General features: G+C 44.8%; 24 protein-coding genes. 12 read left to right on the forward strand and 12 right to left on the reverse strand.

Features of this window, described 5'->3' with window-relative positions:
- Positions 1–4: 4 nt before the first annotated feature.
- Positions 5–625, reverse strand: coding sequence for a thioredoxin family protein (locus ABIO93_RS31915; RefSeq protein WP_348074101.1), 621 nt, complete (start codon positions 623–625; stop codon positions 5–7).
- 403 nt (positions 626–1,028) lie between these two features.
- Here ABIO93_RS31915 and rplU point away from each other — a divergent pair, with 403 nt between their 5' ends.
- The 6 genes from rplU (at position 1,029) to ABIO93_RS31945 (ending at position 6,252) form a co-directional block, all read left to right on the forward strand.
- Entirely contained in the window at positions 1,029–1,340 is a 312-nt protein-coding gene (rplU, locus tag ABIO93_RS31920; protein WP_026632321.1) for a 50S ribosomal protein L21, read from the forward strand.
- Between the two features lie 78 nt (positions 1,341–1,418).
- The gene (rpmA, locus tag ABIO93_RS31925) at positions 1,419–1,703 is read left to right on the forward strand and encodes a 50S ribosomal protein L27 (protein ID WP_348074102.1); all 285 of its coding nucleotides are present in this window, start codon (positions 1,419–1,421) and stop codon (positions 1,701–1,703) included.
- A gap of 164 nt (positions 1,704–1,867) precedes the next feature.
- Complete coding sequence (locus ABIO93_RS31930) at positions 1,868–2,464, forward strand: NifU family protein (protein ID WP_348074103.1); 597 nt, start codon at positions 1,868–1,870, stop codon at positions 2,462–2,464.
- A 79-nt stretch (positions 2,465–2,543) separates the two neighbouring features.
- Positions 2,544–3,629, forward strand: a complete 1,086-nt coding sequence (locus tag ABIO93_RS31935; protein ID WP_348074104.1) for a hypothetical protein — start codon at positions 2,544–2,546, stop codon at positions 3,627–3,629.
- A gap of 34 nt (positions 3,630–3,663) precedes the next feature.
- Positions 3,664–4,710 carry a ferredoxin--NADP reductase gene (locus ABIO93_RS31940; RefSeq protein WP_348074105.1) on the forward strand — a complete coding sequence of 349 codons (1,047 nt, stop codon included), beginning with the start codon at positions 3,664–3,666 and terminating at the stop codon, positions 4,708–4,710.
- Positions 4,711–5,184: 474 nt separating this feature from the next.
- A complete protein-coding gene (locus ABIO93_RS31945; RefSeq protein ID WP_348074106.1) occupies positions 5,185–6,252 on the forward strand; it encodes a substrate-binding domain-containing protein in 1,068 nt (355 codons plus the stop codon).
- A 125-nt stretch (positions 6,253–6,377) separates the two neighbouring features.
- On the opposite strand, the gene ABIO93_RS31950 is transcribed toward ABIO93_RS31945, so the two are convergent.
- Genes ABIO93_RS31950 through rbfA form a run of 3 tightly spaced genes read right to left on the reverse strand, consistent with a single transcriptional unit; the run spans position 6,378 to position 10,685 of the window.
- Positions 6,378–9,011, reverse strand: a complete 2,634-nt coding sequence (locus ABIO93_RS31950) for a M1 family metallopeptidase (RefSeq protein ID WP_348074107.1) — start codon at positions 9,009–9,011, stop codon at positions 6,378–6,380.
- 44 nt (positions 9,012–9,055) lie between these two features.
- A complete protein-coding gene (locus ABIO93_RS31955; protein WP_348074108.1) occupies positions 9,056–10,282 on the reverse strand; it encodes an FtsX-like permease family protein in 1,227 nt (408 codons plus the stop codon).
- Positions 10,283–10,301: 19 nt separating this feature from the next.
- The gene (rbfA, locus tag ABIO93_RS31960; protein ID WP_348074109.1) at positions 10,302–10,685 is read right to left on the reverse strand and encodes a 30S ribosome-binding factor RbfA; all 384 of its coding nucleotides are present in this window, start codon (positions 10,683–10,685) and stop codon (positions 10,302–10,304) included.
- A gap of 208 nt (positions 10,686–10,893) precedes the next feature.
- On the opposite strand from rbfA, the gene ABIO93_RS31965 reads away from it, so the two are divergent.
- A complete protein-coding gene (locus ABIO93_RS31965; protein ID WP_348074110.1) occupies positions 10,894–12,306 on the forward strand; it encodes a hypothetical protein in 1,413 nt (470 codons plus the stop codon).
- Here ABIO93_RS31965 and rpiB read toward each other — a convergent pair.
- Positions 12,303–12,734, reverse strand: a complete 432-nt coding sequence (gene rpiB / locus ABIO93_RS31970) for a ribose 5-phosphate isomerase B (RefSeq protein ID WP_244820990.1) — start codon at positions 12,732–12,734, stop codon at positions 12,303–12,305. The genes ABIO93_RS31965 and rpiB overlap by 4 nt on opposite strands.
- Positions 12,735–12,941: 207 nt before the next feature.
- Between rpiB and ABIO93_RS31975 the strand changes: the two genes are divergently transcribed.
- Positions 12,942–13,634, forward strand: coding sequence for a TIGR00730 family Rossman fold protein (locus ABIO93_RS31975; protein WP_348074229.1), 693 nt, complete (start codon positions 12,942–12,944; stop codon positions 13,632–13,634).
- 21 nt (positions 13,635–13,655) lie between these two features.
- On the opposite strand, the gene ABIO93_RS31980 is transcribed toward ABIO93_RS31975, so the two are convergent.
- On the reverse strand, positions 13,656–14,636 hold the full coding sequence (locus tag ABIO93_RS31980) for a helix-hairpin-helix domain-containing protein (protein WP_348074111.1): 981 nt from the start codon (positions 14,634–14,636) through the stop codon (positions 13,656–13,658).
- Between the two features lie 132 nt (positions 14,637–14,768).
- Positions 14,769–15,812 (reverse strand): DUF4097 family beta strand repeat-containing protein, encoded by a 1,044-nt coding sequence (locus tag ABIO93_RS31985; protein WP_348074112.1) that lies wholly within the window; start codon positions 15,810–15,812, stop codon positions 14,769–14,771.
- Between the two features lie 120 nt (positions 15,813–15,932).
- On the opposite strand from ABIO93_RS31985, the gene ABIO93_RS31990 reads away from it, so the two are divergent.
- Positions 15,933–16,163 (forward strand): hypothetical protein, encoded by a 231-nt coding sequence (locus tag ABIO93_RS31990; RefSeq protein ID WP_348074113.1) that lies wholly within the window; start codon positions 15,933–15,935, stop codon positions 16,161–16,163.
- Between the two features lie 3 nt (positions 16,164–16,166).
- Here ABIO93_RS31990 and ABIO93_RS31995 read toward each other — a convergent pair whose 3' ends face one another.
- From ABIO93_RS31995 to ABIO93_RS32010, 4 genes are all read right to left on the reverse strand, one after another.
- Positions 16,167–16,523: a hypothetical protein gene (locus tag ABIO93_RS31995; protein WP_348074114.1), complete on the reverse strand. Its 357-nt coding sequence runs from the start codon at positions 16,521–16,523 to the stop codon at positions 16,167–16,169.
- A gap of 59 nt (positions 16,524–16,582) precedes the next feature.
- Positions 16,583–17,944 carry a GH1 family beta-glucosidase gene (locus tag ABIO93_RS32000; protein ID WP_348074115.1) on the reverse strand — a complete coding sequence of 454 codons (1,362 nt, stop codon included), beginning with the start codon at positions 17,942–17,944 and terminating at the stop codon, positions 16,583–16,585.
- Between the two features lie 122 nt (positions 17,945–18,066).
- On the reverse strand, positions 18,067–20,523 hold the full coding sequence (locus tag ABIO93_RS32005) for a T9SS type A sorting domain-containing protein (RefSeq protein ID WP_348074116.1): 2,457 nt from the start codon (positions 20,521–20,523) through the stop codon (positions 18,067–18,069).
- Positions 20,524–21,368: 845 nt separating this feature from the next.
- A complete protein-coding gene (locus tag ABIO93_RS32010) occupies positions 21,369–21,938 on the reverse strand; it encodes a sigma-70 family RNA polymerase sigma factor (RefSeq protein WP_348074117.1) in 570 nt (189 codons plus the stop codon).
- 121 nt (positions 21,939–22,059) lie between these two features.
- On the opposite strand from ABIO93_RS32010, the gene ABIO93_RS32015 reads away from it, so the two are divergent.
- The 3 genes from ABIO93_RS32015 to ABIO93_RS32025 all read left to right on the forward strand — a co-directional run bounded on the left by ABIO93_RS32015 (position 22,060) and on the right by ABIO93_RS32025 (position 25,327).
- Positions 22,060–23,385, forward strand: coding sequence for a hypothetical protein (locus ABIO93_RS32015; RefSeq protein WP_348074118.1), 1,326 nt, complete (start codon positions 22,060–22,062; stop codon positions 23,383–23,385).
- Between the two features lie 170 nt (positions 23,386–23,555).
- Entirely contained in the window at positions 23,556–24,386 is an 831-nt protein-coding gene (locus tag ABIO93_RS32020; RefSeq protein WP_348074120.1) for a carbohydrate-binding family 9-like protein, read from the forward strand.
- Between the two features lie 11 nt (positions 24,387–24,397).
- Complete coding sequence (locus ABIO93_RS32025; protein ID WP_348074121.1) at positions 24,398–25,327, forward strand: serine hydrolase; 930 nt, start codon at positions 24,398–24,400, stop codon at positions 25,325–25,327.
- 14 nt (positions 25,328–25,341) lie between these two features.
- Here the strand turns inward: ABIO93_RS32025 and ABIO93_RS32030 are convergent, their stop codons facing one another.
- Positions 25,342–25,629: a hypothetical protein gene (locus tag ABIO93_RS32030; protein ID WP_348074122.1), complete on the reverse strand. Its 288-nt coding sequence runs from the start codon at positions 25,627–25,629 to the stop codon at positions 25,342–25,344.
- Positions 25,630–25,668 lie beyond the last annotated feature (39 nt).

A 25,668-nucleotide genomic window follows, 5' to 3' on the forward strand; every position in this document is an offset into this window, starting at 1 on the left:
ATTACTAATTTTTCCATTTAATAGCGCAACCCACCGGCTTGGTAATGGTCGTCACGACCGGCTTGCCCCCTATCAGGTTCGCAACGGCTTCCTCGGCATAAAGCTTGGTCACACCTGCCGGGTCCTGTGGATTATCGTCGATCATACCAATGTACCGCACAGTAAATTTGGCACCGCTTTTTTGAAGTACGTAAGCCTGGGGCGTGCGCGCTGCACCAAAAGCTTTGGCTGTTTGCTGGGAATCGTCCACCAGGTAAGGGTAGCCGTAATTCTTGGCAGAAGCACGTTCTTTCATTTTTTCAAATGTATCGTCCTGATGCGTTCCGGGGTCACTCGGGTTGATGGCAATCACGGGAAATCCCTGCGAGGCAAACTTGCCGTTCAGGGCAATGATCCTGTCTTCATAGGCTTTTGCAAAAGGACAATGATTGCTGGTAAAGATCACGATCACACCCTTCACATTGTTTAAATCAGCCAGGGAAACCATATTTCCGTCGGTATTTTTCAACCGGAAGTTCGCGACTGCATCGCCGATCTGATAACCTCCCGAATTTTGTCCGCTAACGGATGTTTGGCTAGCCATTAACACGCACAAAACCATCGAAACCCACAGACAAATTTTCATTTTTTCGTTTTTAGTACTCATTCTATGGTTAGACGTGATCTAAGGATAAAAGTAACAAACCAGACTGTTAAAGTTTGTTAAGACAATCAATAAACCATTAGTGACTAAACGTTATGACGGCTACATAATATATAAAGGTAATATTTTGACCTGCTTTAACTATCTGAGGGCAAATAATTATAGCAGACACAAAAATATCGGAATGCGGAACGCCGGACTGCCGGACCGCGCATGAAAGACAACTATACGTGACCTTACCCTTTAACAGTATCATTATTTCTAAAAAAGTAAAAAAATCTTGTTCGTTTGGACGGAATATTAGCAGTTAAAGCATTGTTATTCTGCATTTATGTCTCTATCTTTGCACCTCATTTTCGAATTCAGTTTATCATAATTTATTAACATGTACGCAATCGTAGAAATCGCAGGTCAGCAATTTAAGGTTGAAAAGGGTCTCGAAATCTTCACGCATAGGCTTGAAGGTGACGTGAACGCTGCTCTTGTGTTTGACAAAGTCCTTCTGGTTGACACCGCAGGCACAGTACAGGTAGGTCTTCCAACAGTGGCAGGAGCTTCTGTTAAAGCAACTGTCCTTGAACACCTTAAAGGTGAAAAAGTAATCGTCTTCAAAAAGAAAAGACGTAAAGGTTATAAGGTCAAGAATGGCCACCGCCAGTATTTGACTAAGATCAGCATCGACGAAATCGTTGCCTAACCATTTTCCCTTTTGACGATCCGTCAGGAAAGTCAATGTCAGTTTAATCAAGAAATTATAATTAATAGTTAAGATATCATGGCACATAAGAAAGGTGTAGGTAGCTCAAGAAACGGACGTGAATCAGAAAGCAAGCGTCTTGGAGTAAAATTATTCGGCGGTCAGCATGCCAAAGCAGGTAATATTTTGGTTCGTCAACGCGGAACAAAACACAATCCTGGCAAAAATGTAGGTATCGGTCGTGACCATACTTTGTTTGCATTGGTTGAAGGTCATGTCGTATTCCGTAAGACTCGTGAGAACAAGTCTTTTGTACACATTGAGCCTATCGCGGTTGTAGCTGCTGCTACGGCAGAAGCATAGTAAGTAATTGAAATTTTCGTAACAGAGATTTCAGGAACCCGTCAGACGAATCGTCCGACGGGTTTTTTATTGTACCATAAATGAGGGTTGTTCAAACCAAAAGTTAACTTTACTTGTTTCCGAAAAGAGTAAGTTTCAAACGATCAAACTGATTTTCCATTAAGATGCTATCACGTCCCGTTTTCGTATATACAGAATTAAGTCCCAATCCCAACTCAATGAAGTTTGTGTTAAACTTCGAATTGGTACCTGACGGTCTTTCATTTGACTATCCGTCGCTGGAAGCGGCTTTGCAGGAAGGCAGTGCGTCTCCGCTTGCATCGGACCTTTTCCAGTTTCCGCACGTCAAACGAGTATTCATCGCCAGCAATTTTATTACCATCACCAAGGATGATGCCATTGCCTGGGAAGAGGTACTTCGTGATACCAAGCAATTTATCAAGATCTATTTTGAAGAAAATCACCCGGTTTTTGAGGAAACCACGATTGAAAAAAATACATTGATCGTTGATTCAAGAGATTCTGACACAGTTCAAAAAATTAAAGCCGCGCTTGATCAGTACGTTCGGCCGGCGGTTGAATCAGATGGTGGCGCTATCAATTTCCATTCTTTCAATGAAGAGTCCGGCGTGGTAAAAGTGTTGTTGCAAGGCTCTTGCAGCGGCTGCCCTTCCTCTACATTGACATTGAAAGCGGGCATTGAAAATCTTCTGACCCGCATGGTACCTGATGTAAAAGAGGTGGTAGCGGAGGGAGTTTGATTTTTCCAATCATATCCAATGGGAACCCTGTCTGATCGGCAGGGTTTCTTTTTTTAATGTGTTTTGTTAGTTTCGGAGCATGAAGCAAGTTCTGCATCAATTTTTAGACCGGATCGAAGCCCTCCAATCAGAAGGCGACCAGTATTTCCCGAAAGGTATTTTTCCGGCACAAAGAATCAATCCTTTGATCGGCTATAAAAGGCAGGACACTACGCTCTTTTTTTCCGCGATTACTTGTTTCACGCTTCTATCCATAAAAAAAAATACACAGCAGGACCTTTGGGAGCAGATTGACAGGATTTGTGCCGGTGTCGTCGGCAACTATCCCGCGTTTCAGAATAAAGACGGCCTGAAAACATACAATTTCTGGAAAACACGCCCTTCCTTACATTTTCCAAACGGACATTTGTTTCGTCATTTCGAGCATTTCCGCATTCCCGACGATGTGGACGACACAGCATTTGTATACCTGACCTCCAATCCCACCCACGACGAATTACGATGGCTGAAAGACAAGCTCTCAATACACGCCAATGGTTCGAAAAAATGGATCAGAAACACCTTCCCCGAATATCAGTCGCTCAAAGCATACTCCACGTGGTTTGGTAAGCATATGTACATTGAATTTGATGTAAGCGTGCTGAGCAATCTCATGTATTGCATACTTCATTACGAACTACCGTTGAGTGAGCATGATAGCGCAAGCCTCACCTACATCCGATCCGTTATTGAAACAAATAGATATATAGACGCACCGTTCCGTTGCGCACATCAATACCCCCGAACGCCGCTGATCATTTACCATGTTTCGAGGTTGATAGCTGGTTTCGATCCTGAGGAATTGAAATCAGTTCGCGATAAGCTGATCGCAGATACTGTTCAGCTCCTGAGCCAGACCGCGAGCCCGATGGATCGCGTGATCCTTGCTGGATCTCTGATCAGACTTGGAGTCAAAACGGAACGGGTCCCGGTTGAAAATTTCACCACCCGGGAGTTTAAAGGCTTCTATTTTTTTATAGCCGGATTGCTGACCGCCTATGAAAATCCGCTAGTTTACCGAATGTCCGCTCATCCGCTGTTTCACATGCATTGGATCTGTGAAGCACATTGCTGGGCCCTGCTGGCAGAATATGAGGTTTTATGGCAATCCTCACTGAGCAGGTAATCTTTTATGGACCATTCAAACCACCGCAGATCAAATGTCTGACTCGAACCTATCATTGCGTCTAAGAGAAATTATCAGGGAAAGCGATGATAGCAAGACTTTTGTTTTTGAAAGAACCGATGAAAACCATTTTATATATAAAGCCGGGCAGTTTCTGACGTTTATTATCCCAATGCACGGGCATGAGGTGCGGCGCTCCTATTCAATGAGCTCAGCTCCTGGCGTGGACGCTTATCCGGCGATCACTATCAAGCGTGTTTCCAATGGCGAAATCTCTCGTTTCTGGATCGATACCGTGCGTGAGGGGGATACTTTTACCGCATTACCACCATCTGGCCGTTTCGTTTTGGAAGAGTATGCAGGACAACCCCGGGACATTGTACTCATCGGCGCAGGCAGCGGTATTACGCCCCTTTTTTCGATTTTAAAGCAAACCCTTAGCCAGGAAACAGAAAGTCGCGTAACGCTGATCTATGCGAGCAGAAACATCAGGAACACATTGTTCTATGACCAAATCCTCGCATGGCAACAGCAATTCCCGGAAAGACTACATGTGATACACATTCACAGCCAGCCCTCTGATGAATGGAATGGTATTCGGGGCAGGATCAACAATACGCGGCTGGAACAATTGATAAACAAATCGTTACACTACGATCGGCCAGATGCCCGTTTTTTTATTTGTGGCCCATCCGATTTGATGCGGTCAGTTGAGATTACATTACATTTTATGGGCTTTTCGGACGCTCAGATCCGGAAGGAAAACTTTGTGATCCCCGCTCCGCCTCCACCTCCACCGGTGTCGTATCCGCATGTAATTGCACTCCATTACCGTGGAAAACTTCATGAGCTGCTGGTACCCGCCCACACCACCATACTTGACGCTGCGCTGGCCGCAGGCATACAGCTACCGTACAGTTGCAAGGGCGGACGCTGCGCTACCTGCGCGGGTGTTTGCACGGGCGGATCCATACACATGAGCGTGAACGAGGTACTGACGGACCGTGATTTACAAGAAGGATGGATCCTGACCTGCTCCGCCTATCCCGACAGTGATCATGTGAAGGTGCGTATTGGATGATAAAAAAAGCGTACGAAAATGAGATTTCGTACGCCGGACGGGATTTAGGATTAGAAAAATTCCGCTAAGAATTTTAGAAAAGGTTAAGGGATAGGTAGTTTCTTAAAATCCAACCAGGGATTTGTAAAAGTTTACTGATGTCTTTACTCCGAAAGGCAAATAATATTTTCTTTCAGATCTTAATTACAAAATTAATTGTAAAATCCGATAATCCTATTAAAATTTGAAAAAGTGTTCGAGCACACAGCACATTTTACGCATCGTGTCCGTACACGTTTTTGTCATCAATAGTCATTTTTGATCAGGTAAAATTAAGCTGTTCAATGGACAATCTCAAATTTATTATAAAAATAATTTGAAAAATATTGTTCAGTATGGTCTGGTTTAACTAGACGAGGTTATATGCCCCTTGTTCATGATTAGTTATTAGCTTTGCTGACTTTTAATCAAAAGTTCTCTGTATTTAAGTTAGGTGTGAAAAAGAAAATAGTCAGAATTAAAGATATTGCGGAAAAAGCCCAGACTTCAAAAGGGACCGTTGACCGTGTTTTGCATAATCGTGGAAGAGTAGCGGATGATGTGCGTGAGAGGATACTGGCCATCATCAAGGAGTTGAACTATGAGCCCAATTTCATTGCCCAGTCGTTAAAATCACAACGCACATTTAACCTGGCGGTCCTCATGCCCGATCCAAGCCTGGATTCCTACTGGGTAGCACCGAAAACAGGTTTTGAAAAAGCCGAAAAAGAGTTGCGTCAGTATGGGATATACATTACTCCGTTTATATTCGACCCGCATGAAGAGCATTCATTTATCACAAAGGCGCAGGAGGTAACCCGCGAACATCCCGATGGGCTCCTCATAGCCCCTGTGTTTTATAAGCAGGCACTTCCTTTTTTCAAAGAATGGGCCGAACTGAATATCCCGTATGTCCTTTTTAACACCCAAATAGAGCACGTAGCGCCGTTATGTTACATTGGACAGGATTCGTACCGGAGCGGCTCACTTGCGGCCAAGATACTTAGTTTTGGATTGCAATCGCCGGGTAGTGTCCTGGTTGCGCACATCAACGAAGACATTTCGAACTCCGCGCATTTGATCACCAAAGAAAACGGGTTCAGGGATTATTTCGAAAATAGCAAGCGCGACACGACATTCAACATCATCAGCAAGGAAATTAACTATCCAGAGGGTGAGGCTATTGATGATCAGCTGGATCAGATATTGGCTGAATTCAGTGACCTTAGCGCGGTGTATGTAACCAATTCCCGGGCGTTTGAAGTAGCTTCCTACCTCGAAAGAAAGAACATTACCAACATCAAGCTGGTCGGCTATGATCTTTTGGAGCCTAACCTTAATTATCTGAATAAAGAGATCATTAGTTTCTTAATCAATCAGAATCCGCTCGGACAGGGATACTGGGGCATTCATCAGCTCGCCAATCACCTTGTTTTCAAAAAAGAGATCCCACCGATCAAATTCCTCCCGCTGGACATCATTACCCGAGAAAACCTGGACTACTATTTGGATCCGCAAAAGTAGCGTTCAATTACTAGTCAGGTGTGGTCAGGTTTAGTCATTTGTTGTCATGATGGTCATTTATTGTTTTTGATACAACGAATGACAATAGGTGACAATTCCTGACTAGAAATGACTTCCCCAGCAACCTACAAATCCCCAAACTGACTGTACATTTCTTTCAGCTTGGGTTCTGTTTCTTTGGCGCGGATATCTTTGCGCAATGCTGAAACTCCCTGAATGTCGGTTAGCAGCCCCAGGGCTTGAAATGCGCCGAACCTTACGAAATAAGACGGATTTTCTCTTGCCAAACCTTCCAGTACCGGTATACTTTTGCGCTGAATGTCCTGCTTTGACTTGATCAGATATTTCCCGAAAACCTGTAAGAAGTTGTATTTCTCTGTTGGCTTCATGGATTTCATCTTGTCCAAAAACCAGTCAAAACGCTCCGGCTGCGCTAGTCCGGCGTAATAGTTACCCACGGAAGTTACGATGGCGTCGTTGGGTGAATTTTCAAACTCCGCCGCGATCTCATTGGCGTCATTGGGCTGCCCCATAAGGTACTTCTCAATGGCCACAGACACAACCTGGTACGAGCTGTCGGTCAAAGCCTCCCTGTAAATAGAATCACTGTTATTGTCGCCAAACGAAGCTAGTGTAATGATCGCCTCCGATCGTACCTGCGGATGCGGGTCCAGGCGTGCGCGACTTTGGATGACTTTCTCGATATCGGCAAAGCCTGTACCATCATATTCACCAAAATTACTGATCGCCATTTGCCTCAATTTCCAGAAGGGATCATCCATCGCCTTCACCAGTATATTCTTGACCGTACTGTCGGCCAGGCTCCCTTCAAGCTGTGAAAGTGCTTCGTATTGATGTAAAAACCGGTCAGCGTTCAGGTACTGAAACTCCATTTCAACTTTTGTCTTTTCGTGCTCGACCACACCGAGCAATTGCGCGTCCGAGTCAAAAAGCACGAGATCGGGCTTTTTGGCAGCAGGGAATTCCAATGTCTGGTTTGCTTTCTCCAGCAACACGTTATACTGGCTCTTTTTACCGCTAACCCATACGTCCACTTTCAATGGCAAACGATATACGGTGGTTGCAGTAGTATCCTGCGTCTGCTTGATTTTCAAAAGCACTTTTCCTGTGGCAGCAACATACTCCTGCTGAATTTTCAGTAAAGGATGACCAGGTCTGTGAAACCATTGATCAAAAAACCAATTGAGATCCTGTCCTGTGATTTTCTCAAAAGACATTCTGAGGTCATCGATTTCAGCTGTGCCGAAAGCGTGTGTTTTGAGGTAGTACTGTAAAGCCGCGAAAAAGGCATCGTCGCCCACGTAAGAGCGCAGCATGTGCAGAATCCGGCCGCCTTTTGCGTAGGAATGGCTGTCGAACATATTCTCCCGATCCTTATAAAAATAACGGATCATCGGGACCTGCTTGGTTTCGGACTCTGCCAGGTATTGTTTCATTTCCTGCAAATTGCCCCAGTCGGCCTCGTACTTACCATCATTATATTCACTCCACAAGTATTCTGAATAATTGGCAAATGACTCATTTAATGGCAGTTGCCCCCATTCCTCGGCAGTGACATAGTCACCAAACCAGTGGTGCGCCAGCTCGTGGGCAATCACCGCATCCGAGTTGCCGTCGACCAGCGACCGTGCGTCGTTTTGCACGCCTTCTTCGTGCACGGTGGCAGTGGTGTTTTCCATGGCCCCCGCCACAAAGTCCCGCACCGCGATCTGAGCGTACTTTTCCCAGGGGAATTCCATGCCAAAAATATTAGAAAAGAATCCCATCATTTCCGGGGTCCTTCCAAAGATCGCGTGCGCATCTGCACCGTACTTGGGCTCAACATAGTAGCTCAATTCCAGACCATTAGGCATCATATCCTTCGCCACTGCAAAATCACCGACCGCCAGCATTGCCAGGTACGGTGCATGCGGAAGCGTTTGTTTCCAGTGATCGGTACGGGTTCCTTTTTTGCCTTCCTCCTGCCCTATCAGCAGCCCATTCGACAATGTTTTGTAGGTGCTGTCTACGGTAATATAAAAGTCCTGTGTGAATTTTTGATTAGGAGCGTCAATGGTTGGAAACCAGCACGAGCTGCCCTCCGTTTCTCCCTGGGTCCAAATCTGCCGCGGTTTTCCTTCATCCATTCCGTCGGCATTGATAAAGTACAAGCCTTTATCAGAAGGACTATCATCCGGTTTGTCGCGAGGCACATTATTAGGCCGGGCAACGTAGTCTATTTTGATAAAGAGCGTGTCTTTTCTAGAATAGTTCTGCCCCAGCTTTACAATGATCTTGCGTTTGTCGTAGGTGTATTCAAGCTTTTTCTTAACTTTTCCCGCAATCTCTTCTGTGGTTAAAGAGCCATAATCCCCTACCGTGTCAAGCAATGCAATACCTTTGATATCGAAGCCTTTCGCGTCGAGTTCCAGTGTATTCTGCGGATAAAAATGAGACTTGAATTTCAGGATCGCCGAAGCTGGTACCTGTTGCTTTACCCAGTCAAACTGCACATCGAGACGGGTGTAAAGAATATCACTTTTCTTAGTTCTCTCAGGTCTGTAAGGACCTTTTGGAGTGACGGTCCCGGGAGTTCTTCGGAACAATGTATCTGCCTTGGCACCATTCACAGATGCAGCGGACTGGAAGGGTAAAAGTAATATAACTCCAAAAAATGTAAAGATCAATCGGCTCAAAAAACGTTTTTTCGGGTCACCGGTCATATCTGCTTTCAGATTGAATGCTAGGAAGTAAGTCAAAGTAATTGAGTTTGTATAGCGTTATTTTCGTCTCTATAATCATGTTAAACACGTACCATCCGCCCTGCCTGTGCTGCTCGTCTGGCCGGCACGTACGATACAACCATAGTAATGATAACGACAATAATGCCTGTAAAGAGTATGTCCCCCCATATTAATTTAACGGGATAAGCGTCCACCAGAGAAGTTGCCATACCCATTGAAACAAGATCATATGTCATTTGCAGCCAGCAAATCAGGATACCCCCGCCCAATCCGACAACGGCCCCTGAAAGCGCAACGATCGCACCTTCTGCCAAAAATATCTTTCGTATCAGTACAGGCGTGGCACCCAACGCGTACAGCATCGAAACATCCTTCTTCTTTTCAATCGCCAGCATGCTCAGCGAAAAGAAAATATTGATTGCGGCTACTAAAATAATCAAAGACAAGGTTACTGCGACAAACAATTTTTCGAGTCGAATGGCGCGTAACAGATCTGAATTGAGTGAATCCCTGTCTTTTACCACAAATTTCTCACCCAGTTTCTTCGCCAATGCCCTGCTCACCTGCTGCTCTTCAAAACCAGGACTAATCCTGATTTCCACAGCCGACCGATCTCCCTGGTATTGCATCAGTGAAGCTACCTGTGCCAGCGGCGCTATCACATAATCATCGTAACGGGGCTCAATAAAAAATATCCCTCCCGGTCTGAGAGAAACCTGATTAAATGCCTCCGAGGACGTCAGGTTCAATGTTTTGCTGCCCGTTTTGGGATACAGCAGTTCCAGTGGCGTGATAATGTCTTCCAATGATATGGATAATGCATTTCTCACACCTTCCGCAATGACTGCATAAGGCGTGCCCACATTGCCATGCAGTTTCAACGAACCTTCAATGAGCGCCGTATCCAATTGCCCCTGCTGTTCGAATGTGTTGTCGACACCTTTGAGCCGTACGATCGTCTGCTGGCTTCCGTACCTTGCCAAAGCATTATCCTCGATAACCTGCGTCACCAGCCGTACCCCTTCGGTAGACCTGATCTGTCCGAGAAGTTCGTCCGTAACCTTAAATCTTTTGCCTTCGCTGGGTGATATTTTCACATCCGCATCGAATGTCTTGAAAATCTTGCGGTTCAGGTCCTCCATACCGTTAAAAACCGACAGTACCACTACCATTGACATCGTCCCTACGGCCACGCCTGCCATGGCAATACGGGCTATAAGGCTGATGAAACTACGTTTATTACGTGAAAAGAAGTAGCGTACGGCGATCCGGTAAGAGAGGTTCATGAGCGAAACGTGCTTGAAATCAGTTTGTTTCCTCGTCTTCGTCCGGCTGAGCTGGCGGAATTACAATATCTGAAAAAAGCAGATCCATTTTAGCCGCATACTCAGCGGTATCATCGATATAAAATTGCAGATGGGGTACAATGCGCAACTGATGACGCACTCTTTCTGCTAACTTTTGACGTATGAAACGTGTGTTTTCCTTGATGGTTTCCAGTAAAAAACCTTTATTCTTATCTGGTAAAAAACTCAGGTACGCTCTCGCAATGCTGAGGTCTGGTGTCACGCGAACGGCGGTGATGGTAACAAAGGATCCGCTGGTCAAATGCTGTGCATCTTTCTGAAAAATCTCTCCGAGGTCCTTTTGTATCTGCCGTCCTACTTTTTGTTGTCTTTTCGATTCCATATTATTGATCATTATCCGGAGGGACCCGTTGCTATCTTGTTTCGGCCTGTCCACCCCACAAGTTAGGATTATGTAAACTTACATTTCCTAAGTCATTCTCCCGCTTCTTTAAATAAGTACAAATATCCATACTTATTTTGTTTTTGTAGAATTCGGAGTTGTAATTTCGTGAAAGTTATTCCGACAAGATACATAATCCACATACTTCTTGCTTAGTTTTTTTCGCGTCAACGCACGGTATCAGACCATCAGTTTAGTAGTATTTTTCCTGCTGCTGCGGCTGCCGTTTTTCCTCGGTGGTGCGCCGCTGCTTATTCCCGAACTGAGCTGGATGCTGGTAGGTGAGCAGATGGGTCGGGGCTTTATGTTGTACCGCGATGTGTGGGATAATGTCAGCCCGTTTTCAGGACTTACCTACTGGCTCATCGACAGCGTTTTTGGTCGTACACAATGGGTATACCAGCTTGCCGCGATGGCTGTGTCCATCATTCAGCTTCTTTATTTCAACTATGTTATCCATTCCCGGGAGGTTTTTCCTGAAAGAACCTTTCTACCGGGTGCACTATATGCGCTGTTCCTGAACATTTCATTCGACATGGGCACATTATCGCCTATGTTGCTGGCCACCACATTTCTGCTGTTCGCATTTGGCTCCATTGTCAAAATACTGGTCAGGCGGGAGGTTACAACGCAGGTATTTGAAATGGGCCTTTACATTGGTATTGCCACGCTTTTTTATCTGCCAGCCTCCTTGTTTGTAATCTGGGCATTTCTGGCCTTGCTATTTTACACCGGTTCCACCATCCGCCACCATTTGCTGGGCTTGTTCGGTTCCATCTTTCCCCTTTTAATGGTCGTGCTTTTCTTTTACCTTAATAATGGTATCGAAAGCCTGAACAGGAACCTGCTCACCTCCGTTTTTCAGGTGAAGCAGTATAATCTCAATGATTTCTCCTCTCTGCTGGCTTCATTGCTGCTGCCGCTCGGATTCGGGATTATGGGTTTTATGCGTATTTTCACGACGCTACGGTTTGTGAATTATCAGACCAGGATTCAGCAGGTAATGGCACTGTGGTTCATTGTAGCAGTATTTACCATTCCGCTCATGCAGTTTCTGGCGCCGATGCAATTTGTCATTTTCGTCCCTCCTGCCGCCTTCTTCGCCACGCATTATTTTCAAAGTTTCAAAAAGAACAGCTGGGCCGACGAGCTGCAATTTACATTAATGGGCGCGGTGATTTTATTGATTCAATACCAAGGATTAAGAGGCATTATTCCGGGAATATCCATGGGGAAACTGGAAAACCTGAGGGCTAAGCCAGCTGAACTTCCCGAACAGATCCGGAATAAACGGATACTCGTACTAGGCCAGCATTCAGGGGAATACATTAACAATTTCACTGCCACACCTTACCTGAACTGGGAACTGGCGAGCTACGATTTACGCAACCTTGACAACTTCGACAGCATTATCCACGTGTATGACAATTTCAGAAAAGATCCGCCTGAATATGTGGTAGATAAGGTAAACATCATGCCGAAACTCCTCAACAGGGTCCCGGCATTGAAAAAACAATATGAGCTAAGCCCCTGGAAAGGTATCTACCAGCGGATTGATTAGCAGGAGATTTTGTCGACACGCGTCTGATGCCGGCCGCCTTCAAATTCAGTACTGAGGAATGCTCCCACGGCTGCCAGCGCAGTTTCCAACTCGATAAATCGTACTGGCAAGCAGATCACATTCGCATCATTATGCTGCCGCGCAAGAGATGCCAGAGGCAGGTCCCAAACCAATGCAGCTCGGATTCCCTGATGTTTGTTTGCCGTAATGCACACTCCCTGGCCACTTCCACACAGCAAAACCCCTTTTTCAAACTCCTTGTTTTCAACGCCGCTCGCTACCGGGTGCGCAAAGTCTGCATAGTCAGCTGAATCGGCGCTGTATGTTCCGAAATCCTTCACTTCAAACCCGTTAGCTGTAAGCCAGTTGATAACCGGTTCTTTGTAGGGAAACCCTGCGTGGTCAGAGCCAATAGCAATTTTTCTCATTACTTTTTTGTTAATTGTAACCCGCTGCTCTTTGAAACAGCAGCAGATAAAGTTAAAAGTTTCTATTTTTAATGATACTGGCACAAAGTTACTATTATCTAATTCAACAACTAAATTGAATCTTTAAATATGAGTGAAGAAGTAAAACCAACCAATGCAGAGCTGATAGACGTTTCCCTACTGAATCCGGCGGTTCCCGAGGACGAAATGCGGATCAAAGAAGCATTTGAAGACAGAAACTGGAATGAAATAAAAAGTGCCGACTCCTGGGTCATATTTAAAGTAATGGCCGAATTCGTGGAGGGATTCGATAAACTGGCCAAGATAGGCCCCTGCGTTTCCTTGTTCGGCTCCGCCCGTACTACGCCTGACAATCCACATTATAAAACGGCGGAAGAAATTGCCGCCAAACTCGTGAGACACGGATATGGCGTCATCACAGGTGGTGGCCCCGGTATCATGGAGGCTGGTAACAAGGGAGCATTTGAGCAGGGTGGCAAGTCCGTGGGACTGAACATTAAGCTGCCATTTGAGCAGCACAGCAACATTTACATTGATCACGACAAGAGCATCAACTTTGATTTTTTCTTTGTCAGAAAGGTCATGTTTGTAAAATACTCACAGGGCTTCGTCGTCATGCCCGGCGGCTTTGGCACATTGGATGAGCTTTTTGAGGCGATGACATTGATCCAGACTAAAAAAATAGGCCGTTTCCCGATCGTACTGGTTGGTAGCAGCTATTGGACGGGCTTACTGGACTGGATTAAGAGTACCATGCTGACGGAGCGGAACATTAACCCGGAAGATCTCAAACTGATCAGCGTGGTAGATACGCCGGACGAGGCCGTCAGGGTGATTGACAACTTCTATTCCAAATACTTGCTGAAACCAAACTTCTAGTCAAAAGTAAAGCCATGCCGGTCAAAACGACAAGTATGGCTCTATCTTTTTGATCGTAGCCTCATCGATCACTTTTACCTTTTTCAAATCATCAATGGTTTGAAAGGCTCCATGCTGCGTACGGTAATTGACAATGATCGTCGCTATCTTTTTATTTCTCAGATAGCTATGTGCAGTCAGTTCCTCCACAGTGGCAATGTTTACATTCAACTTTTTTACTTCGCTCGTCACTTTGGCGTAACGGTTCAACTCGGCCAATGCGAGGGAATCCAGGCCAAAAATCTCGGTATACTGTGCCGTTGAATGAAAGCCTCCCAATGCGTCACGAAATTTCAGGATGCGAAGCGAAAGCTTGGTACCAATGCCCCGAAGCCTTACCAGCTGGGCAGTATCCGCAGTATTGATATCAAATGCCGCGAGAGCAGGTTTCGACGGTTTGGAATAACTTGATTTATCGGGATAGCGCTTCTTAGGATCAACTAACGTTGTATTTTCTGCACTTTCCGGGCGTTTTGCAACAGCAGTACCCGCCAAAACGATGTGTGGTTCAAGTCGTTGATACATGGTGGAGGGGAAATCGTAGATGTTGAGCAAATCTTCTTTTTTACGAAACTTCCCTCCTTTGCTCCGAAATTTGTTAATCCTTTTTGCCAGAAACGACGGGATCCCCAGTTCCTCCATCTGGGCAATCGAAACCTGATTGGGATCGAAATCGAAAAGCCTGCCAGATCGCGTGATCTTCTCCTTGTATTTTTTAGGATAAAATTTTGGTTTCCTAAACTTCTGCTGATTTTCCTTTTCCAGGAGATTGGCAAGACTATCCAGCATGTCCCTCGGAGGAGGTGCTGATCGCAACGGCATCAATGGCAGTACCCATCTTCTGAACACAAAAGGCATCCAGATCATCAAAAAACAAAGCAAAATAAGCACCAGGGCTCCCCTCGCCTCTTTTCTGGAAATTCCAAAGTAGTCCTGCAAATACTGAACGAGTCCTTTATACATGCGTCAATTGAAAAATATGCTTCCTTTTGACGCAGGTATTGTCGTTTGGTTTCGGTTTTGGACAAAATAAAAAAAAGAGGGCGGGAAATAGAGCCATGCTCCGTTCCCCGCCCTCGCAGACATTCAAGTTACTTATTGATTCACATACACACTTCCGCTGCTTGCTGATAGTGTTACTGGAATTCCGCCGCCATTCATTTTACCACGTACAAAATCTTTTTCAGCCTCACCGTCGAAGTTTTTAAGCGGGATAGAAACCTTGTTTCCTTTCAGGTTCAGGTCCACGCCTTTGTCTAGCGGCATCGAAATACGCACGCTGCCTGCCGAACTCGACAGATCCACATATTTGCCCAGGCTTTTCAGTTCCACTTCAATGCTTCCGGCGCTGGTATTGGCTTTCAGACTTCCTGAAACATTCGCCAGACGAATGGATCCGCCAGATGTACCCGCATTCAAAGCGCCCATAATGTTATCACCTCTTACACTGCCACCACTGGTATGTGCTTCAATTTCGCCGTCGAGACTATTCAATTCAATGCTGCCACCGGAAGTTTTCAATTCAATTTTTCCTTTCAACGCCTCTGCCTTAATGCTGCCTCCGCTGGTGTGAAGGTTGATATCCTTCCTGCAATTGGCCACATCAATGCTACCGCCAGAAGTACGGCCCTGGATCATGCCGTCCAGATCATTGATTTTCAGGCTTCCACCGCTGGTCGTGAAATTTTGCTCGCCTGTCAGCGATGCGATTTTGATGCTACCGCCACTCGTTTTCAGATTGGTAGCCACATTTCTTGGTGTAAATACTTTGAATCCAATGGAAACATTCTTGTCGTTGTTCCATTTGACGTTGTCTTTTCTCTTCGCAGTCGCCACAACCCGGCCTCCCTCAGTACCGATCAGAATGTCGTAGTCTTCCAGCCTGTCCTCTATCTCTTCTTTGGAAAGTTCCTTTCTATTGTTCCAATTGTTAGGCCTCACATACATTTCCACTTTGAAACCACCACTTTGACCGCCCGTTACGGAAATCGAGCCGCCGGAAGTTTCAACTGTTAGTTCTTTCAAAGAGGCTGACGTGAAATTTTTGGTTACGTAAGGCTTGTCTTCGTTTGACTGTGCGCTGCAGGCCACACTGCCAAAAAGGGTAAGCACTATCAGAAGTAGTTGTTTCTTTTTCATGATTCGTTGATTTGTTTGAGTAATGATGTAAAAACCCGGGAAGAGGTTGCACGGAATTTCGCGGATTATCCCGGGAATGGTTTTTTAGGTATGTCCTAGGTTATTAAACCCAACACAATTATGAAAACATTTCAGGTAAAAGCCGTAAAAGAGTCCGATCAGGAATTGGTATTAAAAATCCTTCAAACGCTGGAAAGAAAGGGAATGATCGTATTTGAGGAGGATTATGAGGGCGCTATCCCCAAAAAAAGTACACCTGCCACAGATGAGCAGGTGCAAGAGATTATTGATGAAGCAGAATTGTCGCCTTATTATTCAGAAAAAGAAGCAAAGGACATTCTTAATCTGTAAGTGTTATTTTTTATGTATTTCAATGATTTTGACTTCGTTGTACGTCGCTTTGGTACCCCAGCCACATTGAACAGTTCCTTTATTACCGGTGTAGGCATATTTCAAATGCACATCGGTAAAACTGTAACTACTTTCCAGTTTGCCCAACACGGCATCGATTTTTGCTTTTGATGCCTCGTTTGGTATAAAATAATAGGAAGTATCCTTACTAACTACCGCGAAATGCCAGGCACATCCGTCTGCTGCCAACATATTCGTCCAGGTAGCATCGGTTTCAAGTATCTCTTCATTCAAAACTTTACTTTCGTCATGACAGCCTATCCAGGCGAGCAAACCGAATAAAACAATCAAAATTTTCATATTTCAACTTCTTTTAGGTTATTCCAGAGATGCATTAAGCCGTAAATTGGTTGGAACCTTTAAGATGTTTTTGTCTCGTTTAGAAATCCTGTGAGCCATTTTCCCGAGTCTTTCACGGTCCTCTGCTGACTTTCAAAATCCACAAACACCAGGCCAAAGCGTGCCGAATAGCCTTCCGCCCATTCAAAATTATCCATCAGCGTCCACGCGAGGTAACCCTTTACATTCACTCCTTCTTGTTTCGCTTTCAGGATAGCTGCGAGATATTGCTGAAAAAAAAGTACTCTCTGCTTGTCCGAAACCTCATTTTCAGAAAAATCATCATCAAAAGCCGCTCCATTTTCGGAGACAATGATCTCTTTGATTTCCTTATATTTTTCAAATTGTTTGAGTATCTGATACATTCCATCCGGGTTAACTTCCCAGCCCATGGCCGTGGTAGGCACATTGCGTAATGTCGCCGGGACTTCTTTCAGCCACACTACCGGCGCGAGGTATGAATGCTTCACGACCACGCTGAAATAATTCTGCAGACCGATAAAATCAAAGTCGAATGCTAGTTTTTCTGCGTCACCGGCCAGCATATATTGATTGATTTGTTTCAAAAAAGGAAACGCATCTGTCGGGTATCCCAGCCCCAGTGCGGGTTCAATAAAAAGCCTGTTCATGAGCGCATCGGCGCGTTTCGCAGCCCGCACATCCCGCGGGTTCGTGCTATATGCATGCACATAGGAGCAGGAAATCGCGGTACCAATGTATGCGTTGGCCACATGGTCGCGAATAACCCTGCCGCCCTCGGCCTGGCAAAGTGCGAGGTGGTGAACGACCGGTAAAAAATTCCAGACACCTTTCTTTCCAGGCGCATGCAGCCCGGTCGTATAGCCAAGTCCGGCGACTGCCATGGGTTCATTAAGCACGATCCACGAGCGGACGCGGTCACCAAATGCAGCTACGCATACTTTGGTATAATCAGCAAACCATTCAACGATCTTTCTGTTTTTCCATCCGCCCAGCACTTCCAGGGCTTGTGGCAGGTCCCAGTGATACAGTGTGATCCACGGCTCAATACCCAGCGACAGACACTTGTTAATCAGTCTGTTATAAAAATCAATGCCTTTTTGATTCACATCCCCAAAACCGCCGGGTATCATGCGCGACCAGGAAATCGAAAAACGGAACTCCTTGAACCCCATTGCCTGTACGAGTTCAAGATCCTCGTCGTACCGGTGATAAAAATCGCAGGCGAAGGTAGCGCGGTCGCCATTTTTGATCTTACCATTCTTTTTGGCAAAAACATCCCAGTTACAATCCCCTCTCCCGTCCTCGTTAACGGCTCCCTCTATCTGGTATGCAGCAGTGGCAACTCCCCACAAAAAATCAGTACCGAAGTCTGCCTTTGAAATACAATCTATCTTTGTCAAAACGCTCTATTTGGTCTTTTCCGCAGAAAGTTAGGAACATATTAGCAAAGAAAAACCCTTCGTCCGCAATTATACGGACGAAGGGTTTCAAAATACTTTCTCTACAAATTACTCTTGTAAACCTATCTTACGATCAGGATTTTGCGGGTAAGCGTACCATCATTGATTTTCACAAAGTACGTTCCCTGCGCCAGCTTCGTCAGGTCCACTTCGTTACCTGAATCAGGCCGCGTATTCATGACCATTACACCGTTCTGGCTATAAATTTTGACATTGGCGATCTGCATGTTGCTACTCAGCTTGATCCTGTCGGCAGTCGGGTTAGGATAAATGTTCATCTGCTCCTCGCCGTTGAAATTCAGGCTCTTAATGCTGCTATACGCGAATGTTCCGTCGAGATCAACCATTTTAAGCCTGTACAGGTTGGTGTTAAAAGGACTAGTGTGCGTATAGTGATAAGGAACCACAACTTTGCTTTCACCCTCCGCCTGGATAGTGGCCAGGTTAGCCCAAGCCTTTCCATCCTGGCTGTGCTGAACATCAAAATGATCGGAATTGGTTTCAAAGGATGTAGCCCATGTCAGTGTGGCTGTTGAGCCTTCTTTCTTAGCATCGAATGACACCAGTGTTACCGGAAGAGCAGAGCCTGAGAATGTCAGACAGAACCCATCCACAGCCAGGTAATCCTCTGTTCCTGAACCTTTGATACGTGCGATGGTTGTACCGGAAGGCATAACACCTGCCAATGAATATTTCATTAAGCCCCATGTATCAGCCTCTACCAATTTATCGATCTGCTGAGTCAGGGTACCCAACACTTTGTTAGAACCGTCCAGGAATATAATTTCCAGTTTCTGATCTCTATTTGTCTTTACAGCTCCCCAGAAACTCAGGTTGATAGTGCTTCCGAAAGTAGAAAGTATCGTGATGTCCTGTGAGAAAGAACCCGCTCCGGCCAGGATCAAGCTTTTCAAACCACAGTTAGCAATGATAGGGTCAGCGAAAACATTTCCGGTTGTACTCCAATTGTCTGTTCCGCTTTCGAAACTTCCGTTAACCATCTTATTACCAGTACATTCGTCGCAAGTCACCGGAGGAGGAGACGTAATGCTCATACATACCACGTCAATTTTGAAATAGTCACCAGAAGACGAGGCCGTAATGCGGACCTTAGTAGCACCCAATGGCGCAGTCCCCGACAGGGTATACTGCTGCAATTTGTGCGTCTGAGTAACTTTGTAATCCATTTCAACGGTATTGGTGATATCCTCAGGAATTGGGACCAGTACACCGGATGCATTATAGAATTCAAGTTTAAACTTATGCGTTTTGGAAATGTCGTGGGTACCACCGTAAACAGTCAGGTTCACTTTGCTTCCCTGAACCAGATTTACTTCCTGGTAAATAGATCCTGCACCAGTGATCAAACCATTTTTGGTACCGCATATGCTATACGCTTCATCAGGACCGAAGTTCGTACCATCGGCTTTTGTCCAGTTGTCTGTACCTGATTCGAAACTGCCATTTTTAAGTGCATTATCAGCATCCTTGCAACCGCAGTCTACCGGAGGAGGCGTAGTAATGGTCATACAGGCCACATCGATTTTGAAAAAGTTGCCATTTGAAGTAGCAGAGAAACGAACCTTCACAGCACCTGCCGGAGCAGTAGCAGACAGTGTATACTGCTGCAACTTGTGATACTGAGTAACTTGGTAGTTCATGTCCACCGACTTGTTATTGTTCGGACTTGTAATGACCTGACCTGAACTGTTGTAAAAATCAAGCTTGAATTTATGGGTGAAATTTGTATCGTGTGTTCCACCGTAAACAGTCAGGTCAACTTTGCTGCCTGGTATCAGGTTAATTTCCTGATAGATAGAACCTGATCCATCGATCAAACCATTCTTAGCACCACATTGGCTGTATTTTGTATCTGTGTAAAAGTTAGTGTTGCTGGATTTAGCCCAATCGCCCGTTCCAGATTCAAAACTTCCGTTTTTAAGTGCATTTGTAGCATCAGGACAGCCGCAGTCTGTCGGGGCTGGCGGTGTAACACTCATACAAGCTACATCTATTTTGAAATAGTCTCCACTTGAAGTGACAGAAAAGCGAACTTTCGTAGCGCCCGCCGGTGCCGTGCTCGACAAACTGAACTGCTTCAGGTCGTGGTTGTCGGTCACCTTGTAATCCATATCTCTGGATATATTATGATCACCATCGATCTTTTGTCCGGAGCTGTTATAGAAGGTAAGCTTGAACAAATGCGTTTTGCTCAGATCATGCGTACCCCCATATACGGTAAGGTCAACAATGCTTCCTGCAACCAGTGCAACATCCTGATAAATTGCTCCTGCGCCTGTGATCAAACCATTTTTTTCACCACAAACATCGTAAGCATTGTCGGTACCGAAATTCGTGCCATCCGTTTTGCTCCAGTTGTCTGTACCGGATTCGAAGCTGCCATTCTTTAATGCATTCGTAGCATCTGCGCACCCGCAATCTGTAACAGCGCTGAACGCATGCCGGCTGACGGCAAGGTTAAGTAAGAGTAAGGAAATGAGTAAAGTAAAATTTTTCATAACTTGATTGATTTGGAACTAATTAGCTTTAATGAGAAAGTAGTATAATGTACTTGCAAAGTTATGTTTTGGATTGTTTAAAAATATAACTTTTTTTATATTACATATGCATTTAAATTAGGTTTATTAGAATTTAAAAAGTATTTCTATTGGTTTTATTAGAAGTATTTCTATATCAAAAAATACAAAAATGCCTCAAATTTGAGCAGATTGATGTAATCAGTTCGAATGTTACCCCTAAGTAATAAGCAGTAACATTTGAAAATAATAATATAATTTTTTCAACATAGTGTCAGGGCACCCTGTTAATTGCTTGTTGTACCAACATAGCGAAAGGTGTTATTCTAAAACTTGCATTGGCACATTTTTCTGCCTTACAGATTTCGTTTGTCACTTCTCGACACTTGATTTATTAAAAAATTTTATTTATAAAATACCAAAAAGGTTATAGAAGCGATTCTACAAATCGGAAGCTCCGGCGGGGCTGTGAGAGGAAAGATATACAACTGGCAGGCCGACTTAACAGAGGCTGTTTTTTGTGGACATGTGTGAAAAGCCACTGAAGAATTTCGACAAAATTATTTTTTGCGAAAATGGTGACTACTACAAGATTTATGCTGACTTAAAACTTGTAACAGTAAGTTCGTAACTGTATCACAGGCTTTTAGCCACATAGTATTTGGAATAGGCAAGCGTTATCACCTACCGCCATTTGGTTACAAGGTTCAAAAACGGAATAAAAAATAAGGATTTAGGTAAATAGCGGCCTGATGACTTGGAGATCGCGTAGAAGAGCAGAAGATATGCCGATATACTTGTACAACTAAGATTGCCCGGAAGAGGTCTCAGGCTAATTGAAGTGTTGAATTTTGCATAGAAAATATATGTCTCAACTCCTGTAATGCCTTACGTATTCTTGATTTGACGGTACCAAGTGGCAAATTCAGTTTTTCAGATGCCTCTTCGTGGGTATAACCCTGAAAATAAACCATATCAACAAGTAATTTTCTCTCCGGCATCAACAGCTCAACAATCTCTCTAATGTCCATCAATCCCGGGGAGGGGTTGAAAATGCTCACATTAGTAAGTTGAGAATCTGTGATGTTTTCCAGGTTGACCACATTGCTCGTTTTCACCTCTGTTCTAAGCCTATCAATGGCAGTATTGCGGGCAATGTTCAGGATCCAGGTGAATAATGTCCCCTTTTCGACATTGTATGCAGTCATATTTTTCCAAATTTTCAGGAAAGTATCTTGTAATACGTCCGCAGCCCGCTCCTCGTCCTTTACTATTTTGAGAATGATGCCATATAAAGCCGGAGAATAATTGTCATACAAGTATTCAAAACCCTCGCGACTGTTGCTTTGGAGAAGCAGGATCAATTCCGGCTGCGTGTAAGTAGACTTTTTAAGCATTACGATCAGGGTTAACAAACTACAAGCCCACTATATATTAATTCCGTTCCACCCCGATTTTACAATCAATATGTGTATTTTAGGCATCAAATCGGGACAGCTTATTGTAAATTCCATGCTTATGTCTTCAAAAAATTTTGTCGCATTCCTGATGATTGTTTTACTGAATGCGTGTACTTCAAAAACGGGAGAATCCAGTGAAAAAGCGGCATTTGATCAGATATCGGTGGATTATGTAAAAATTGGACTGACTATCGGCCAGTACGATGGCGACTTTGTGGATGCTTACTACGGCCCGGATTCATTGAAACCTGCTCAAAAGCCCGGCCCGGTCTTTCCTAAAGACAGCCTGATCCTTCGCATTACTAAACTGAGAACGGCATTGGCGGATCTGGCCGGAAAAACGGCAAATGATTCACTCAAACATAGAGCGGGCTGGATGACGTCGCAGCTTATTGCATTTGAACGAAGGGTTCGCATATTTTCGGGTGAGTATGCGCCGTTTGACGTCGAGTCAAAGGAGCTGTTTGACGCGGTAGCACCGGCTTACACCGAACGTCATTTTCAGTCGCTGATCGCACGGCTCGACAGCATTCTTCCGGGAAAAGGGTCATTACCAGACCGGTTCCAAAAGATGGCGTCGCGATTTCTTATCCCTAAAACCAAAATTGATACCATTTTCAAAACTGCGATCGCAGAAGCGAGAAAAAGAACATTACAACATTATAAATTACCTTCCCAGGAGAATTTTCAGCTCGAATACGTGACTGACAAGCCCTGGTCGGGCTATAACTGGTACAAAGGCAATTATAAAAGCCTGATACAGATCAATGTCAGCCAGCCGATTTTCATTGAAAGAGCCATTGACCTGGCCTGCCACGAAGGATATCCCGGGCATCACGTTTACAATGCTTTGCTGGAAAAGAATTTCTTTCACGATAAAGGTTGGACAGAGATATCATTGTATCCGCTATTCAGTCCGCAATCCCTCATTGCGGAAGGCAGCGCTAATTTTGGCATATCCCTAGCTTTCCCTGGCGACGAACAGAAACAATTCTGCAAGAATGTCCTCATTCCTTTGGCAGGCTTGGATACCGCAGGAACCGACGCCTATTTCGAAGCTTTGGAGATCAAGTCTGAATTAAATTATGCCAGAAATGAAGTCGCGAGAGGCCTGTTGAGCAAAAAAATGAGTGAGCCGGAAGTGATCAGATGGCTTACGGATTACTGCCTGCTCACTGAAAAAGGGGCAATCGTTTATTTCAATTTTATCAAAAAATACCGAAGCTATGTCATCAATTACAACTATGGTCAGGATCTGATCAAAAATTATATCCATTCAAAAGGCGGTGCAGAAGCCAATCCGGCACTGCGTTGGAAATTATTTGAAGAATTATTAACCACTCAGGTCAAGGCAAGTGACCTTGTAGTGAAAGGAGAAAAGTAGTCAGGATAGTAGACAGAAAAAGGCATTAATTGTGCAAAATTCCCGTCAGTTCAGGCTATATTGAGATTCCTAAATCTCTTCCTTTACTGATCTTGAAAAATTTTAACTTACTCCTGAAAAAAAGCAGATTTCAACACAAATACCTGTCCAAATCAGCTCTGAGCGTCTTTATGCCACTTGCTTGCTGTATTGCAGATTTTACTATTAGCATTGCACAGCCGGCAGCTCCCCCAAAAAGCTACACCTGCTACCAGATTGACAAAAAAATCAACATTGACGGGAAGCTCAATGAAGGCGCCTGGAAAAAGGCGGAATGGACGAGTGCTTTCGTGGATATTGAGGGAGACAAAAAACCTTCGCCATTACAGGAAACGAGGGTAAAAATGCTCTGGGATAAAGAGTTTCTCTACATTGCGACTGTCATTGAGGAGGAGCATATCTGGGCATATCAGGATAAGAAGGACCAGATCGTTTACCTCGAAAACGATTTTGAAGTTTTCATCGACCCTGACGGCGATACCGAAAATTACTACGAACTGGAAATCAATGCCATCAATAATACATTCGATCTTTTCCTGCCCAAAACTTACCGGCGCGGCGGCAAAGCACAGCTCAAATGGGATATTCAAAACCTGAAATCAGCAGTTACCATTGACGGTACCCTTAATGATAGCAAAGACAAGGATAAGCGGTGGACGCTGGAAATCGCCATTCCGTTCGAGTCTCTCTCGACCGATCAGGTCAAAGCCATTATCCCTGAAAATAGTGCGGAATGGAGAATCAATTTTTCGCGGGTAAACTGGCAGCATGCCATCGGTGATGATGGGAAATACAGCCGGAAAAGAAATCCAGAGACACACAAGCTCATCCCGGAGTACAACTGGGTATGGTCTCCGCAAGGCATGATCAACATGCATTATCCCGAATACTGGGGCTACCTGCATTTCAGTACCAAAAAACCAGGCAGGATAAAGACTGACGATACTGTTCAAAACAATTGAAACCGGGCCACATGAAAAAGTATTATTACACCATTCTGTTTTTGCTGGCTGCCGGATTTTTGTGTGCCCAACCGCTTACCATTGAAAAAACTTCTGTTGATAAGAGGCTGACTGCGCAGCTCGAAGAAGCCTTGGCGGGATTTCATGGCGAGGTAGGCGTATATGTTCGGAATCTCAAAACAAACCGTGTCGCCGCAGTCAATGCGGATACCATTTTTCCGACTGCCAGTATGGTGAAAGTGCCGATCTTGTGCGGGCTTTTTAACAAAATCAATCAGGGAGAAATAAAATTTGACCAGGAACTCGTTTACCGCGACTCGTTGAAATACGATAATGGCATAGTAGGCTCTTTGAAAGACAGTACTAAAATTGCATTGCCCAAAGTCGTCCATCTCATGATCTCGCTGAGCGACAATACCGGCAGCCTGTGGTTGCAGGCCATGGCAGGCGGCGGTGCGACGATCAACCAATGGCTGGACAGTAACGGATTTGCCAATACGAGAGTGAATTCGAGAACGCCGGGTAGAAAAGACGGGCAGGCCAAATATGGCTGGGGCCAGACCACACCCCGTGAAATGGCCGAACTGGTTGCCATGATCCGCAATGGTAAGGCCATCAGTCCGGCGGTCAGCGAGCGGATGTACCGGTATATGGGCATGCAGTTCTGGGACGGCGAGGCTATATCGCAGATACCTCCTTACATTAAAACAGCCGCAAAAAGCGGCGCCGTCAACCAGGCCAAGTCAGAGGCACTGGTCATTCACGCGCCGCATGGCGATTATGTTTTGTGCATTGCGACTAAAAACCAACAGGACCAGACCTGGCAAAAACAAAATGAAGGTTATGTCCTCATCCGGAAAGTCTCTGCCATAATCTGGAACCATTTCGAGCCGAAAAGCAAGTGGAAACCTGCCGAAGGTTCGGATAAATTTTGGTTTTGAGCAAAAAGTAGAGTTTATGCAATCGCTTCCCGGAGAAGGTTCCTGCTCTCTTTCTTTACAAATGTGATCGGTACAAACTCGTCCGTAGGCGCACCAATGTAGTAAACGGTCCAATCCGGATCGTGATGAGACAACATCTCGCTGATACAATCGGCACGATGAGCCACAGGATTGGTGCAATCTTCCCAATAAAAAAGCTCAACACGATAGAACAAGTTCTGTTTAATTCCATTGATCGTTACTTCAACTTTAATCTCCTGCTTACCTTGAAGCGGCGGGATCGGGATCGCAATGTGGCTCATGGTGATTGGTGTTTTTTAAATTGATTTAATTTTTTTGGG

The sequence above is a fragment of the Dyadobacter sp. genome, assembly GCF_039919315.1.
Taxonomy (GTDB): Bacteria; Bacteroidota; Bacteroidia; order Cytophagales; family Spirosomataceae; genus Dyadobacter.

Coding starts and splice junctions, on each gene's coding strand:
- ABIO93_RS32025 (WP_348074121.1), top strand. CDS start 24,398: ATGAAAAAGTATTATTACACCATTCTGTTTTTGCTGGCTGCCGGATTT.
- ABIO93_RS32005 (WP_348074116.1), bottom strand. CDS start 20,523: ATGAAAAATTTTACTTTACTCATTTCCTTACTCTTACTTAACCTTGCC.
- ABIO93_RS32015 (WP_348074118.1), top strand. CDS start 22,060: ATGTCTTCAAAAAATTTTGTCGCATTCCTGATGATTGTTTTACTGAAT.
- ABIO93_RS31980 (WP_348074111.1), bottom strand. CDS start 14,636: ATGTATAAAGGACTCGTTCAGTATTTGCAGGACTACTTTGGAATTTCC.
- ABIO93_RS31930 (WP_348074103.1), top strand. CDS start 1,868: ATGCTATCACGTCCCGTTTTCGTATATACAGAATTAAGTCCCAATCCC.
- ABIO93_RS32020 (WP_348074120.1), top strand. CDS start 23,556: ATGCCACTTGCTTGCTGTATTGCAGATTTTACTATTAGCATTGCACAG.
- rbfA (WP_348074109.1), bottom strand. CDS start 10,685: ATGGAATCGAAAAGACAACAAAAAGTAGGACGGCAGATACAAAAGGAC.
- ABIO93_RS32010 (WP_348074117.1), bottom strand. CDS start 21,938: ATGCTTAAAAAGTCTACTTACACGCAGCCGGAATTGATCCTGCTTCTC.
- ABIO93_RS31940 (WP_348074105.1), top strand. CDS start 3,664: ATGTCTGACTCGAACCTATCATTGCGTCTAAGAGAAATTATCAGGGAA.
- ABIO93_RS31955 (WP_348074108.1), bottom strand. CDS start 10,282: ATGAACCTCTCTTACCGGATCGCCGTACGCTACTTCTTTTCACGTAAT.
- ABIO93_RS31995 (WP_348074114.1), bottom strand. CDS start 16,523: ATGAAAATTTTGATTGTTTTATTCGGTTTGCTCGCCTGGATAGGCTGT.
- ABIO93_RS31990 (WP_348074113.1), top strand. CDS start 15,933: ATGAAAACATTTCAGGTAAAAGCCGTAAAAGAGTCCGATCAGGAATTG.
- ABIO93_RS31915 (WP_348074101.1), bottom strand. CDS start 625: ATGAAAATTTGTCTGTGGGTTTCGATGGTTTTGTGCGTGTTAATGGCT.
- rplU (WP_026632321.1), top strand. CDS start 1,029: ATGTACGCAATCGTAGAAATCGCAGGTCAGCAATTTAAGGTTGAAAAG.
- ABIO93_RS31975 (WP_348074229.1), top strand. CDS start 12,942: ATGCGGATCAAAGAAGCATTTGAAGACAGAAACTGGAATGAAATAAAA.
- ABIO93_RS31985 (WP_348074112.1), bottom strand. CDS start 15,812: ATGAAAAAGAAACAACTACTTCTGATAGTGCTTACCCTTTTTGGCAGT.
- ABIO93_RS32030 (WP_348074122.1), bottom strand. CDS start 25,629: ATGAGCCACATTGCGATCCCGATCCCGCCGCTTCAAGGTAAGCAGGAG.
- rpiB (WP_244820990.1), bottom strand. CDS start 12,734: ATGAGAAAAATTGCTATTGGCTCTGACCACGCAGGGTTTCCCTACAAA.
- ABIO93_RS31935 (WP_348074104.1), top strand. CDS start 2,544: ATGAAGCAAGTTCTGCATCAATTTTTAGACCGGATCGAAGCCCTCCAA.
- rpmA (WP_348074102.1), top strand. CDS start 1,419: ATGGCACATAAGAAAGGTGTAGGTAGCTCAAGAAACGGACGTGAATCA.